10 protein-coding genes and 2 pseudogenes are annotated in these 14,115 nt (G+C 71.0%); 4 read left to right on the forward strand and 8 right to left on the reverse strand.

The features are described from left to right. Positions 1-189: 189 nt before the first annotated feature. From ACIRVK_RS15035 to ACIRVK_RS15045, 3 genes are all read right to left on the reverse strand, one after another. Entirely contained in the window at positions 190-4,011 is a 3,822-nt protein-coding gene (locus ACIRVK_RS15035; RefSeq protein ID WP_404246921.1) for a ribonuclease E/G, read from the reverse strand. A 271-nt stretch (positions 4,012-4,282) separates the two neighbouring features. Further along, a complete protein-coding gene (locus ACIRVK_RS15040) occupies positions 4,283-5,059 on the reverse strand; it encodes a TIGR03936 family radical SAM-associated protein (protein ID WP_404246923.1) in 777 nt (258 codons plus the stop codon). 48 nt (positions 5,060-5,107) lie between these two features. Beyond that, a complete protein-coding gene (locus ACIRVK_RS15045) occupies positions 5,108-5,974 on the reverse strand; it encodes a hypothetical protein (RefSeq protein ID WP_404247120.1) in 867 nt (288 codons plus the stop codon). 102 nt (positions 5,975-6,076) lie between these two features. On the opposite strand from ACIRVK_RS15045, the pseudogene ACIRVK_RS15050 reads away from it, so the two are divergent. Together ACIRVK_RS15050 and ACIRVK_RS15055 are read left to right on the forward strand one after the other, a co-directional pair. Beyond that, positions 6,077-6,304, forward strand: a pseudogene (locus tag ACIRVK_RS15050) (DUF899 family protein); the annotation flags it as partial. 89 nt (positions 6,305-6,393) lie between these two features. Then, positions 6,394-7,189 (forward strand): annotated as a pseudogene (locus ACIRVK_RS15055) (class II glutamine amidotransferase). A gap of 23 nt (positions 7,190-7,212) precedes the next feature. On the opposite strand, the gene ACIRVK_RS15060 reads toward ACIRVK_RS15055, so the two are convergent. Then, entirely contained in the window at positions 7,213-7,650 is a 438-nt protein-coding gene (locus ACIRVK_RS15060) for an Lrp/AsnC family transcriptional regulator (RefSeq protein WP_404246925.1), read from the reverse strand. Positions 7,651-7,824: 174 nt separating this feature from the next. Between ACIRVK_RS15060 and ACIRVK_RS15065 the strand changes: the two genes are divergently transcribed. Next, positions 7,825-9,099, forward strand: a complete 1,275-nt coding sequence (locus tag ACIRVK_RS15065) for an ArgE/DapE family deacylase (protein ID WP_404246927.1) — start codon at positions 7,825-7,827, stop codon at positions 9,097-9,099. A 157-nt stretch (positions 9,100-9,256) separates the two neighbouring features. On the opposite strand, the gene ACIRVK_RS15070 is transcribed toward ACIRVK_RS15065, so the two are convergent. The 3 genes from ACIRVK_RS15070 to ACIRVK_RS15080 are packed head-to-tail and all read right to left on the reverse strand — an operon-like array spanning position 9,257 to position 10,813. Further along, a complete protein-coding gene (locus ACIRVK_RS15070; RefSeq protein ID WP_404246929.1) occupies positions 9,257-9,667 on the reverse strand; it encodes an arsenate reductase ArsC in 411 nt (136 codons plus the stop codon). A 25-nt stretch (positions 9,668-9,692) separates the two neighbouring features. Further along, complete coding sequence (locus tag ACIRVK_RS15075; protein WP_404246931.1) at positions 9,693-10,436, reverse strand: aquaporin; 744 nt, start codon at positions 10,434-10,436, stop codon at positions 9,693-9,695. Next, positions 10,433-10,813 carry an ArsR/SmtB family transcription factor gene (locus ACIRVK_RS15080; protein ID WP_404246933.1) on the reverse strand — a complete coding sequence of 127 codons (381 nt, stop codon included), beginning with the start codon at positions 10,811-10,813 and terminating at the stop codon, positions 10,433-10,435. The genes ACIRVK_RS15075 and ACIRVK_RS15080 overlap by 4 nt, the downstream gene beginning before the upstream one ends. Before the next feature lie 104 nt (positions 10,814-10,917). Here ACIRVK_RS15080 and arsM point away from each other — a divergent pair, with 104 nt between their 5' ends. After that, positions 10,918-11,814 (forward strand): arsenite methyltransferase, encoded by an 897-nt coding sequence (gene arsM / locus ACIRVK_RS15085; RefSeq protein ID WP_404246935.1) that lies wholly within the window; start codon positions 10,918-10,920, stop codon positions 11,812-11,814. Positions 11,815-12,078: 264 nt separating this feature from the next. On the opposite strand, the gene ACIRVK_RS15090 is transcribed toward arsM, so the two are convergent. Further along, the gene (locus ACIRVK_RS15090) at positions 12,079-14,049 is read right to left on the reverse strand and encodes a TIGR03960 family B12-binding radical SAM protein (protein WP_404246937.1); all 1,971 of its coding nucleotides are present in this window, start codon (positions 14,047-14,049) and stop codon (positions 12,079-12,081) included. Between the last annotated feature and the right edge of the window lie 66 nt (positions 14,050-14,115).

A 14,115-nucleotide genomic window follows, 5' to 3' on the forward strand; every position in this document is an offset into this window, starting at 1 on the left:
CCCGTTTGTCTACGCTTGTCTGGTTTAAGAGTGAATCTTGGCTGACATCATAACCTGATGGGCCGATCGCAGGTTCACCTGCCATTCACACAATCGATCTGCGCGTGAGAGTGCGCAAGTCCGAGTAAACGCCAGGCGCCCCCGGTTCGGGTACCGGGGGCGCCTGATGTTCACGGCTGCGAAGGGGTGTCAGTCCTCGTCAGCGGCGGCCGAGACCGAGGTCTTCTTCGCCGCTGTCTTGGCCGCCGCGGTCTTGACGGTTTTTGCCGCCTTTTTGGCCGTGGTTTTCTTCGCCACGGTCTTCTTCGCCGCGGTCTTCTTGGTGGCCGCCTTCTTCGCGGTCGCCTTCTTGGCCGTCTTACGGGCCGTCTTCTTCGCCGGAGCCGGGTCGCCGGCCTCCTCCTCGGCGGCCGGGGCCTCCGTCGCCGACGGGACGACCACGACGGCCGCCTCCTCGGGCGCGGTGGGCGCGGTCTCCTTGCGCACCGCCCGACGCCGCGGACGGGTCGGGGCGGCGCTCTGTGCCGGCGCCTCGGCGGCTTCCGCCGCCGGCTCGGCCACCGGCGCGGGCGCGGCCTCGCTGACGGTCACCACGGCCGCCTCGGCCCCGGCCGGCGAACCGGCGGGCGCCGACACCTTGCGGGTGGCACGACGGCGCGTACGGCCCTGGGGAGCGGCCTCCGCGGCGGCTTCGGGGGCCTCGGCGGCGACCACCGGGTCCTCGGCGGCCATCGGCTCGGCCTGCGCCTCGGCGGCCGTCTCCGGCTGCACGGAACGCTCCGCCGCCACGGCGGCCGGCACGACCTGGGCGGTCGGCACCTCGGCGACCTCGCTGTCGGCCGCGGCCCGGTCGGCGTCGGCCCCGTCGGAGTCGGTGCGCTCCGCCCCCGGCCGGGTTCGGCCCCTCGGGGCGCCCGCAGGAGCCGAGGCCCGTCGGCTCGCCCGGCGCCGGCTGCGGCCGCCCCGGGTGGCCGCGGCCTCCGCCTCGGCGACGCTGCTGTAGAGCTCCTCGTCAAGACCGAAGTCGGGCGCCGCCAGCGCCACCGGCTCGGCGAGTTCGGCCGCGACCTCGACCGCGGTCTCGATCTCCGGCTCGACGGCCTCGCCGCTCTCCACGGCCACCGCGGCACTCTCGTGCACGTGCTCCTGCACGTCGCCGCCGCGCCCGCGCTTCTTGCGCTTGCCGCCGCCACCGACGGAGCTCGGCTGCTCCATGTGGACGATGACACCGCGCCCGTTGCAGTGGACGCACGTCTCGGAGAACGACTCCAGCAGACCCTGCCCGACCCGCTTGCGGGTCATCTGCACCAGACCCAGCGACGTGACCTCGGCCACCTGGTGCTTGGTACGGTCCCGGCCCAGGCACTCCAGCAGGCGCCGCAGCACCAGGTCCCGGTTGGACTCCAGCACCATGTCGATGAAGTCGATGACGATGATGCCGCCGAGGTCGCGCAGCCGCAGCTGGCGCACGATCTCCTCGGCCGCCTCCAGGTTGTTCCTGGTGACCGTCTCCTCGAGGTTGCCGCCCTGACCGGTGAACTTGCCGGTGTTGACGTCGATGACGACCATCGCCTCGGTCCGGTCGATCACCAGCGAACCGCCGCTGGGCAGCCAGACCTTGCGGTCCAGCGCCTTGGCGAGCTGCTCGTCGATCCGGTAGGTGGCGAAGACGTCGACCTCGGAGGTCCACTTCTGCAGCCGCTCGGCCAGGTCCGGCGCCACGTGGGACACGTACCCGTGAACGGTCTGCCAGGCCTCCTCGCCGCTGACGATGACCTTGGAGAAGTCCTCGTTGAAGATGTCGCGCACGACCCGGACCGTCATGTCCGGCTCGCCGTACAGCAGCGTGGGCGCGTTGCCGTTCTTCGACTTCTTCTGGATGTCCTCCCACTGCGCCTGCAGCCGCTCGACGTCCCGGCGCAGCTCGTCCTCGCTCGCGCCCTCGGCGGCGGTGCGCACGATCACGCCCGCGTCCTCGGGGACGATCTTCTTGAGGATGGTCTTCAGCCGGGCCCGCTCGGTGTCGGGCAGCTTGCGGCTGATACCGGTCATCGAACCCTCGGGGACGTACACGAGGTAGCGCCCGGGGAGGGAGACCTGGCTGGTCAGCCGTGCGCCCTTGTGCCCGATGGGGTCCTTCGTCACCTGGACGAGCACGGACTGCCCGGACTTCAGCGCGCTCTCGATGCGCCGCGGCCCGTTGGCCATGCCCAGCGCCTCGAAGTTGACCTCACCGGCGTACAGGACGGCGTTGCGGCCCTTGCCGATGTCGATGAACGCGGCCTCCATCGACGGCAGCACGTTCTGCACCTTGCCCAGGTACACGTTGCCGACGTACGAGGTCGCCTGCTCCTTGTTGACGTAGTGCTCGACCAGCACGCCGTCCTCGAGCACGCCGATCTGCGTGCGCTCACCGCTCTGCCGGACCACCATCACCCGCTCGACGGCCTCGCGGCGGGCGAGGAACTCGGCCTCGGTGATGATCGGAACGCGCCGGCGGCCCTGCTCACGGCCTTCCCGGCGCCGCTGCTTCTTCGCCTCGAGGCGCGTGGAGCCCTTGATGGACTGCACCTCGTCGGAGGGCTCGGCCTTCGGGCGGGGCTCGCGCACCTTGACGACGGTGCGCTCGGGGTCGCCCTCGCCGGGCTCGATGTCCACGGAGGTGTCACCTGCCCGACGACGCCTGCGGCGACGGCGGCGGCTGGAGCTGGACCCGCCGGGCTCGTGGCCCTCCTCGGCGTCCTCTTCCTCCTGCTCGGCGGTGTCCTCGGCGTCCTGCGCGGCCTGCTCGCCGACGAAGTCCTCGGACTCGTCCGACTCGTCCTCGCCACCGGAGTCGGCCAGTTCGCCGCGACGGCGACGACGGCCACCGCGACGGCGGCGCCGACGGGACCCGGTCTCCTCGGCGTCGTCACCGTCACCGGCGTCCTCGACCGACTCCTCGGCCTCCTCCGGCTCGTCCTCCTCGACGACGGCGGCCGTGGTCTCGGCCTCGACGGGCTCGCCCCGGCCACGACGCCGGCGCCGCGGCGCGGCGGGCTGCTCCTGAGCGAGCGCCTCCTCCTCCGCGCTTTCCGCGACCTCTTCGGCCTCGGCCGCCTCGGCGGCCGCCTGGGCGGCGGCCCGCTGCGGCGTCTGGAACTGCGGCTCGGCGAACACGGGCGCCTGGAACACGGCGACGGCGGGCCGGGCCGGTCGGCGCCGCCCCTCGTCCTCGCCTTCCTCACCGGCGGCCCCGCCGACGGCGGGAGCGGGCTCGGAGAACCCGACAGCGGCCCGGCGGACGACCCGGCGGCGACCACGCCGCGACGAGCCGTCGTCCTCCGCCTGCGGGGCGGTCTCGGCGGCGGGCTCCTGTGCCTCCGGCTCGTCGGCCACGGTGTCGGGGGCCGTCGCTGTGGTAGCGGCGGCGGGGGCGGAGACACGGCGCGTGGCCCGACGGCGGGTACCGCGCGGAGCGGCGTCCTCGGCCTCGTCGGCGGCAGGCGCCTCGGCTGCCGGGGCCTCCCCGCCGGAAGCGGCGGGAACCACGGTCTCGGCGGCCTCCTCGGGCGTCGCGGCCACGGTCGGCGCGGACACGCGGCGGGTGGCACGACGACGGGCGCGCGGCGGGGCGGCCTCCTCGTCCGGCGCGACGGCCTCGGCCGGCTCGGCGGCAGCGGGCGTCTCGGCCGCGGGGGCTGCGGCGGGCACCACGGTCTCGGCCACCTCGGCGGACGCCGGAGCCGCGGCCGGCGCGGACACGCGGCGGGTCGCCCGACGACGCGTCCGCGGAGCAGGCGCGGCCTCGGGGGCCTCTTCGGCCTCGGTGAGGCTCTCGTCGGCCTTGGCGACCAGGTCCTCGTCGGCCGGTATGGCCGGCGCGGTGATCTCCTCCGGCGTCTCGGAGGCGGCCCCGGCGGGCGGTCCCGCGGGGCGTGAGGCGGCACGGCGCCGACGACGCGGCGGCAGGGTGTCGCTCGGGGTGTTCAGTTCTTCGGAACCCTCGGCGGGTTCGGTCGGTTCGAGCATGCGGGCTTGTCTCCCGTCAGGCTCCCGGGCGCCGCGCCTGGTCCGGTGTCGATCGCTCGACCACCGTTGACGTCCGCGGCTCGCGCTGTGCGCGGTGCCGCCGTCCGGGGCGCGGGCGCCGCACGGGAGCTCTCTGTGTCCTGTCTCGCCGGTTCCGTACACCCTGTTGGGTACGGCCTGGCGAAAGTCTTCTGGTCGGTGCGCTGCCCGACCCAGGTGGCTCCCGAGTACGAGGGCGGCGCTACGACGTCCGTCCTTCGCGGGACCTTCCTTACGCCGACGCCTTCGCGGCGGCAGCGGAACCGGCCACCAGGGCCGTCGCCGCCTCGCGGTCGGGCGCGAGCGGGTCGGTCACCGTGCCGGTCTCTTCATCGAGCAGCCCCTGCGCCAGCCTGGTCACCGCTGCGGGGACCGGCGGCGCCAGGTCGGCCACGGCGCGGAGACCGGACAGGACGTCGTCGGGTCGTACGGCAGGCGTCACGTGCCGAACAACCAGCCGCAGTATCGCACAGGGCTGGTCGGTCGGCCTATCAGCCGGATCACTGTGCCTTTCAAGATCGCGCGTTTCGAGGTTCACGACCGCAGGGCGGGCGTCGAAGGTCCGCACACCGTTCTTCGTCATCCGCTGGACCTCGACGGCCCCGGCGGCGTTGAAGGCGGTGACGGCCCGCTCGGCCTCCTCGGGCGACACACCGTCCAGCCGGAGCTCCCACACGGAAGCCGTCAGCCGGTCGGCGAGCCCGCTGGTCCGCGCCTCGACGGCGTCGACGACGTCGAGCCCGGCGGGCAGCGACTCGTCGAGCAGAACCCTGAGCTGCTCCGGATCCCGCGCCTCGATGAGGGCGATCTCCAGGAACTCCGCCTCACTGCCCGTGCCGGTGGGTGCGGCATTGGCGTACGACACCTTCGGGTGCGGTGTGAACCCCGCCGAGTACGCCATCGGCACCTCGGCACGGCGCAACGCACGCTCGAAGGCGCGCTGGAAGTCACGGTGGCTGGTGAACCGGAGGCGGCCGCGCTTGGTGTAGCGCAGTCGGATGCGCTGCACCGCGGGTGCGGGCGGCGGGCCTTCGGGCTGTCGCTTGCCCAGTGTCGTTCAGTCCTTCGTGAGAGCGGTCGTACTGCTACCTAGAGTACGTGTCTCGCGGCCCGGAGGTTCCCGCCGGGCCGCCGGCTCGACCCGCTCGGGCTCCCCGAACAGCATCCGCCGGAAATCGGCGCGGGCCTGCCGTACCGACTCACGGGCGCCGGCCAGCGCCTCCCGCGCCGCCCGTCCCACCCCGCGCGCGACAGCGGCGACGGGCCGCAGCACCACGTCCCGTACGACGTGCCCGACCGGGGTGAGCACGGTCCGCCACAACCAGCGCACGGGCTCCACGAGGATCCACCGGAAGAGGGTCCCGAGGGCCTGCCCCACGGCGAGCGAGATCCGCCCCGCCACCCGCCAGGCGTGCCCCAGCGCGTCCCCCACCTCCCGCGCCACGACCACGAGCGCCCGCCCGACGGGAACGAGCACCCACCGCCACACCGCGAGCGCCGGCAACACGAGCAGGACCCGCCCGAGAGGCACCAGCACCCACATGACGGCGTGCCCGAAGGGAGTCAGCACGCGCGCGTACAGCCAGGCGAGCGCGACGGCGACCGCCTTCCCCAGCGGGGTCAGCACGTACCGGTACAGCCACACGAGAGGTACGACGACCAGCGCGTTCCCGAGCCACGCGAGCGCCCTGCCGAGCGGTACGAGGACATACCTCCCGAGCGCCACGACCGGCCACGCGAGCACCCGCCCGAGCGGCCGCAGCACGGCGTCCCGAAGGAACCTTCCCGCGACGACGAGCGCGTCCCACACCATCCGCACGGGAACGACCAGCACGAACACGACGATCCGCACCGGAAGCCGAAGCGCCACCACCAGACACCCCTCGGGCTCCCGCCCCCGCGCCGGCTGTTTCTCCAGATCCATACCTGCGTAGACGCGTCCGGACACGCCACGGATGCGGGAACCGGCCGGCAGACCGCGACGAGGGAGCTCGACGCCCTCGCGGCCGAGCGCCGGCGACTGCCGAACGTGTTCCTGCGCGACGGCGACACCGTCTACCGCACCTGGCACACCGACGGCCGCGGCACCGAACAGCTCAGCCACACTTCGCCCTGATCGACCTCCTGCCGTTCGGCCGCCAGGATGGAGTGGCAGGACTCGCCCGAGGGCCGGCCCCAGTCGCCGACGTACAGCCGCTGGGCCACCTCCCAGAGCATCGTGGCGCTCCACGGCCCGGGCTCCGGCGCGGACTGACCCGCGTCGACGCGGCCGCACGGGCAGCCCATACTTGTCGGTACGGCAGAAATGCCGCCATCCTCCGCCAGGGGAAGGTGGGTTTGCGCATGTGCCGCTGGATCGCCTACTCGGGCACGCCGGTCCTTCTCAGCCACGTCCTGCACTCCCGCCTGGGAGTGGAGACCGCCAACAGCGACGGCTTCGGCGTCGGCTGGTACACCCAGGAACTCCCCACGCCGGCGGTGCTGCGGGACGTGGGCCCGGCCTGGAACAACCGGAACCTGCAGGAGGTCGCGCAGCACGTCCGTTCCGGTCTGTTCTTCGCCCACATCAGGGCGACGACCGGGACGGCCGTGCAGCAGACCAACTGCCATCCCTTCCGCAGGGATCGCTGGCCGTGGATGGCACAACGGCCTGATCAACGGCTTCCACCTGCTCAGACGTGACCTCGCCCTGGCCGTGGACCCCGCCCTCTACGCCGACATCGAGGGCTCCACCGACTCTGAGCTGATGTTCTACCTGGCACTGACCTCCGGCCTCACCGAGGACCCGCCGGGCGCCGTGGCGCGCATGGCGGGCCTGATCGAACACACAGGATACGGACACGGCGTCCCCCACCCGCTCCAGATGACCCTCGCCGTGGCCGACGGCGAGCGCCTCTGGGCCTTCCGCTACTCCAGCGAGGGCTCCTCACGATCCCTCTACTACAGCACCCGGGTGGACTCCCTGCGCGCCCTCCACCCGGACACCGCGTTCCTACGGGAGGTGGGGGAGGAAACCCGCCTCATCGTCTCCGAGCCCCTGGGCGACCTCCCCGGCGCCTGGCACGAAGTCCCCGAGAACAGCTACGGAGTGGTCCAGCCGGGCGAGGACGTGCTCCACCCCTTCCAGCCCCTCGGTTGACGTCGCCTCACCTGGACCTAGGGTCACAACTGGGGCCGGTTGAGCAGCCGGGAGAGGACGATGACGCTCTCGGTCCGGTCGACGGGGGCGGTCGCGCGTACCCGTTGGATGGCCAGTTCCAGGTGGGAGATGTCCCTGGCCAGCATGTGGAGGACGGCGTCGGCGGCTCCGGAGACGGTGCAGGCCTCGACGACTTCGGGGATGTCCTCCAGGGCTTGGCGCAGCTGGGCGGGCGTGGGGTTGCCGGTGCAGTAGACCTCGACGAACGCCTCCGTGCGCCAGGCCAGCACCTGGGGGTCGACGAGAGCGGTGAAACCGCGGATCGCGCCCGTGGCCACCAGGCGGTCGAGACGCCGCTTCGCGGCGGGAGCGGACAGGCCGGCCGCCTTGCCGATCTGGGCGTACGTGGAACGGGCGTCGCGCAGTACGCAGCGGATGATCGCTTCGTCGATGGTGTCCACGACTTCACTCCAGACGTCGGCAGGTGCGCAAAGACGCAACAAAGAACTATGTCGCCGTCAACATTGCAAGAAATCAATGGTGCATCGCAGCAAATGGAGATTGTTTGCGTCGCGGCCGCAACCGTAGCCTCCGGCTTGTCCTGATGTCACATGCCATGCCGGGAGAGCGTCTCGATGACAGCGAACGTGAGCGATGTGGAGGCGTCCGCGCTGGCCGCAGTGGACGAGGCGGCCTGCGCGCGGCTTCTGCAGGAACTTCTCGCCGTTCCCAGCGTGACGGGGAGTGCCGCGGAGTCCGAGCTTCAGCACATCCTGGCCCGGCACCTGGAGCGGATGGATCTCGATGTCGACCTGTGGTCCATGAACCTGCCCGAACTCCGTGCGCACCCCCGCTTCCCGGGCAGCGAGGCCCCGCGCACGGAGGCGTGGGGCCTGGTGGGCAGCACGCCGCGACTCGGTGACGGGCCGACCCTGGTCCTCCAGGGCCACGTCGACGTCGTCCCTCCCGGGGACCTGGCGCGATGGGAGGGGGATCCCTTCCGCCCTCGAGTCGGCACGGACGTCGTGCACGGACGGGGAGCGTGCGACATGAAGGCCGGCGTCGTGGCGATCCTCGTCGCCCTGGCCGCCCTACGGAAAGCGGGCGCGAAACTGCGCGGCCCGGTGTCCGCGCACTTCGTCGTCAGCGAGGAGGACGGAGGACTCGGAGCCTTCGGCACCCTCGAACGCGGCTACACCGGTGACGCCTGCATCATCACGGAACCGACCAGCGGCACCCTCATGACCGCGAACGCCGGAGCCCTGACGTTCCGCATCGACGTACCCGGCCGCGCCACCCACGGCAGCACCCGGTACGCGGGCGTGAGCGCCATCGACGCCTACCTGCCCATCCACCACGCGCTCGCCCGTCTGGAAGCCCGCCGCAACACCGGCGTCGACCCCCTGATGGCCGAATACCCCATTCCCTATCCGCTGTCCGTCGGCACCGTCCGGGCCGGCGACTGGGCCAGCAGCGTGCCCGACCTGCTGGTGGCCGAGGGAAGACTGGGTGTCCGGCTCGGCGAGGCTCCGGCCCAGGCGCGGACCGAACTGGAGGCGTGCGTGGCCGAAGCCTGCGCGGACGACCCGTGGCTGCGCTCCCACCCCGCCACGGTGACCTGGCCCGGAGGCCAGTTCGCCAGCGGACGGCTGTCCGCCGGGCACCCGATCGCGACCGTGGTCGGCGACGCGCACGCCGACGTCACCGGCGGCCCGCGACCGTCCGAGCGAGGCGCCCCCTACGGCAGTGACCTGCGGTTGTACTCAGCGACGGGCATCCCCACCCTGCAGTACGGTCCCGGCGACGTACGCCTCGCGCACGGCCCGCAGGAACAGGTCCACGTCAGCGAAATCGTCACCGTCACCCGGGCACTCGTACTCGCCACACTGCGCGCGGTCGGCACCAAGTAGTACCGCCGAGGGCCGCCGCACGGACACTCAGTGGCTGTGCCCGCCGGCCGGAGCGCCGTTCTTGACCGTGAGAGGCAGGAGCTTCTTTCCGGTTGGTCCGATTTGAATTGAAGTGTCCATTTGAGGGCAGAGGTCTACTGCCAAGGGTGCGGTGCGGTCAGGCCGCCAACTCGTTCACCAGCTCGCGAATGCGCCGCTCGATCTCGTCCCGGATCGGACGCACCGCATCAACGCCCTGCCCGGCCGGGTCATCGAGCTGCCAGTCCAGGTACCGCTTGCCCGGGAAGACCGGGCAGGTGTCACCGCAGCCCATCGTGATCACGACGTCCGACGCCCGTACGGCATCCGCCGTGAGCACCTTCGGTGTCTCGGCGGAGATGTCGATGCCGACTTCCTTCATCGCCTCCACCACGGCCGGGTTGACGGTGTCGGCAGGTGTGGAGCCGGCAGAGCGGACCGCGACGCGGTCCCCCGCGAGGTGAGCGAGGAAGGCCGCAGCCATCTGGGAACGCCCCGCGTTGTGGACGCAGACGAACAGGACCGACGGGCGGTGGCTGGGAGCACTCATGGCGTGCCTTTCTGCGGAGCGTGGATCAATGGGTGACGGGAGCAACGGCTTCGGTGGCGTCATGCGGGACAGGGGTGTTCGCCGTAGCAGGGTCGGGACGCCCGAACAACGCCGCCACCAGGCCCAGGCCGAGTACACCTCCGATCAGTTGGGCGACGACGAAGGCGGGAACGGAGGCCGGCGCGATCCCGGCAAACGTGTCCGTGAAGGCCCGCCCGATGGTCACAGCCGGATTGGCAAAGGAGGTGGACGAGGTGAACCAGTACGCCGCCCCGATGTAGAGCGCCACCGTCGCCGGGGCTAGGTAGACACGCCCCGTACGGATCAAGCCGAAGATCAGGAACACGAGGCCAGCGGTCGCGATTGTCTCGCCCAGCCACAGGTGACCGGCGGAACGGTCGTGCGTGGACCACTTCATGAGCGGTTCGGCGAACATGGCATCAGCGAGGACAGACCCGCCGACCGCACCCACAGTCTGAGCGGAGACGTACGCGGCCAGCTCCCGTGGGGCTATTGGTTCTCCACTGGTGCGCCCGGAGAGCCAGGCCGCGAGAGTCACGACCGGGTTGAAGTGAGCGCCGGAGACCGGCCCGAGGAGCGCGATGAGCACGCCCAGGCCGAAGACGGTGGCCAGCGAGTTGGCGAGCAACTGCACGCCCACGTCGTGCGACAGTTCAGCCGCCTGGATGCCGGAGCCGACCACTACGGTGACGAGAGCGGCCGTTCCGACCCCTTCGGCCAGTGAACGCCGCGTCAGTGAGGGGCTCACGCGGTCACCGCGGCAGGCTCGGCAGTGGTCAGGAACGCGGCCAAACGCTCCAGCACCCCGGGCAGCACCCAGTAGTACACCCAGGTCCCGCGCCGTTCGCAGTCGATGAGTCCTGCCTGCCGGAGCAGCTTGAGGTGGTGCGAGATGGTCGGCTGTGACAGCTCGAAGGCGGGTGTCAGCTCGCACACGCACACCTCACCACCCTCCCCACGGGAGGCGATCATCGACATCAGCCGCAGGCGGACCGGATCACCCAGGGCCTTGAAGATCTTCGCCAGATCTGCGGCCTGGTTCTCATCCAGCGGAGCAGACGCAAGCCCCGGGCAGCAGCCCTCTTCGGCGTCCAGGCCGAGGATCTTCAGCTCTTGTTTCGGCATGGCTCTATGTTGACGTTTTTCAATCCAAGGCGCAAGGTTGCATCAATGAACGTCAATACAAGCCGTTCCGGGCACCGCCATGCCCCGTCATCCAGGAGTGAGACATGTCCGACCAGTCCACCGACCTGCGCGAAACCGTCCGACAGCGCTACGCGGCCGCAGCCGTGAAGGTCACCGAAGGTGGCGCCGCCTGTTGCGGACCCCAGCCCGTCGAGGTCGACGAGAACTTCGGCTCCGCCCTCTACGCCGCAGACGAACGCGACGCCCTGCCCGCCGAAGCCCTGGCAGCCTCCCTCGGCTGCGGCAACCCCACCGCCGTAGCCGACCTCCACGAGGGCGAACGCGTCCTCGACCTCGGTTCGGGCGGCGGCATCGACGTCCTCCTGTCCGCCCGCCGCGTCGGCCCCACCGGCAAGGCGTACGGCCTCGACATGACGGACGAGATGCTCGAACTCGCCCTGGCCAACGCGGCGAAGGCCAAGGCGACCAACGTCGAGTTCCTCAAGGGCACGATCGAGGCGATCCCGCTCCCGGCGAACACCATCGACGTGGTGATCTCGAACTGCGTGATCAACCTGTCGACGGACAAGCCCAGCGTCTTCGCCGAGACCTTCCGGGTGCTGAGGCCCGGCGGCCGTGTCGGCGTCTCAGACGTGGTCGCCGACGACTCACTGACACCGGCCCAGCGCGCGGAACGCGGCGACTACGTCGGCTGCATCGCAGGAGCCCTGTCCTTCACCGAGTACCGCGAGGGTCTCGAAGCGGCCGGATTCACCGACATCGAGATCACCCCCACGCACCCCGTCGCCGACGGCATGCACTCAGCCATCGTGCGTGCCACCAAGCCCGCATCCGCCCCCGCGCACACCTCCGCGACCGCGGAGAGCGCTGAAGAGTGCTGCGGCGTCACCGCGTGCTGCACACCGGGCGAAGAGTCTTCCGACCCGGCCCTCACCGTGACCGAGGCCAGGTCGGCATCCGGCTGCGGATGCCAGAACTGACAAGACGCCGCGAGCCCCCTCCAGATCTCGGAGGGAGCTCGGAAGCCTTCACTGTCCCGCAGAAGCCCGACAGCGGCTCAGACCCACTCCACCCCCGAGTGGATTTCCGAAGCGCCTCCAGACCCCGGCAAGGGCGTCTGTGGAGCGCGCCGTGCCGCCGGCGGCTGCCGCACCGAGACGCCGGCAGCGGCCAGGGCGGCGGCCACATCGTCCTCACTCGCCTCCGCCCGGGCTTCGGCGATCCGTGCCAGAGCCTCGCTCACCTCAGTGGCTGTGTCCGCTGGTCGGAGCGTCCTTCTTGACCGTCAGCGGCAGCAGCTTCTTCCCGCTGTTACTTACTTGCGGCCAAGTGTCCATCTGCGGACACACGCCGCAATCGAAGCACGGCGTCCACCGGCAGTCCTCGACCTCCGTCTCGTCGAGGGCGTCCTGCCAGTCCTCCCAGAGCCAGTCCTTGTCGAGGCCCGAGTCCAGGTGGTCCCAGGGGAGGACCTCCTCGTAGGAGCGTTCACGGGTGGTGTACCAGTCGACGTCGACGCCGAGGGGCGTCAGGGCCTTGTCGGCGCAGGCCATCCAGCGGTCGTAGGAGAAGTGCTCGCGCCAGCCGTCGAAGCGGCCGCCGTCCTCGTAGACGGCGCGGATGACGGCGCCGATGCGGCGGTCGCCGCGGGACAGGAGGCCTTCCACGATGCCGGGCTTGCCGTCGTGGTAGCGGAAGCCGATCGAGCGGCCGTACCTCTTGTCGCCGCGGATCTTGTCGCGGAGCTTCTCCAGGCGGGTGTCCGTCTCCTCGGCGGAGAGCTGGGGCGCCCACTGGAAGGGGGTGTGGGGCTTGGGGACGAAGCCGCCGATGGAGACCGTGCAGCGGATGTCGTTCGAGCCGGAGACCTCGCGGCCCTTGGCGATCACCTTGGTCGCCATGTCGGCGATCTGGAGGACGTCCTCGTCGGTCTCGGTGGGCAGGCCGCACATGAAGTAGAGCTTCACCTGGCGCCAGCCGTTGCCGTAGGCGGTGGCCACGGTGCGGATGAGGTCGTCCTCCGAGACCATCTTGTTGATGACCTTGCGCATGCGCTCCGAGCCGCCCTCCGGTGCGAACGTCAGGCCGGAGCGGCGGCCGTTGCGGGTCAGTTCGTTCGCCAGGTCGACGTTGAAGGCGTCGACGCGGGTGGAGGGGAGGGACAAGCCGATCTTGTCCTCCTCGTAGCGGTCCGCGAGGCCCTTGGCGATGTCGCCGATCTCCGAGTGGTCGGCGGAGGAGAGGGAGAGCAGGCCCACCTCCTCGAAGCCCGTGGCCTTCAGGCCCTTGTCGACCATCTCGCCGATACCGGTGATGGAGCGCTCGCGGACCGGGCGGGTGATCATGCCGGCCTGGCAGAAGCGGCAGCCGCGGGTGCAGCCGCGGAAGATCTCGACCGACATGCGCTCGTGGACCGTCTCGGCCAGGGGGACGAGCGGCTGCTTGGGGTAGGGCCATTCGTCGAGGTCCATGACGGTGTGCTTGGAGACACGCCAGGGCACGCCCGAGCGGTTGGGGACCACGCGGGCGATACGGCCGTCGGGGAGGTACTCGACGTCGTAGAAGGCCGGGATGTAGACGCCGCCGGTCTTCGCGAGGCGGAGGAGGACCTCCTCGCGGCCGCCGGGGCGGCCCTCCGCCTTCCAGCCGCGGATGATCTCCGTCATGTCCAGCACGGCCTGCTCGCCGTCGCCGATGATCGCCGCGTCGATGAAGTCCGCGATCGGCTCGGGGTTGAAGGCGGCGTGGCCGCCGGCCAGGACGATCGGGTCGTCGAGCCCGCGGTCCTTGGACTCCAGCGGGATGCCCGCCAGGTCCAGGGCGGTGAGCATGTTGGTATAGCCCAGCTCCGTGGAGAAGGACAGGCCGAACACGTCGAAGGCCTTCACCGGGCGGTGGCTGTCCACCGTGAACTGCGGGACGCCGTGCTCCCGCATCAACGCCTCCAGGTCCGGCCAGACGCTGTAGGTGCGCTCGGCGAGGACGCCCTCCCGCTCGTTCAGCACCTCGTAGAGGATCATGACGCCCTGGTTGGGCAGGCCCACCTCGTAGGCGTCCGGGTACATCAGCGCCCAGCGGACGTCACAGGACTCCCACGGCTTGAGGGTGGAGTTGAGCTCTCCGCCGACGTACTGGATCGGCTTCTGCACATGCGGGAGCAGAGCTTCGAGCTGCGGAAACACAGACTCGGCGGCCGCAGCGACTTCGGCAGGCATCTCGCGAACCTTCGTTGGAGTACTGGACTGACAGGGATGACCATCTAGCCTAACGCGACCGCGAGG

The organism is Streptomyces sp. NPDC101152 (assembly GCF_044768275.1).
In the GTDB taxonomy this organism is placed as follows: domain Bacteria; phylum Actinomycetota; class Actinomycetes; order Streptomycetales; family Streptomycetaceae; genus Streptomyces.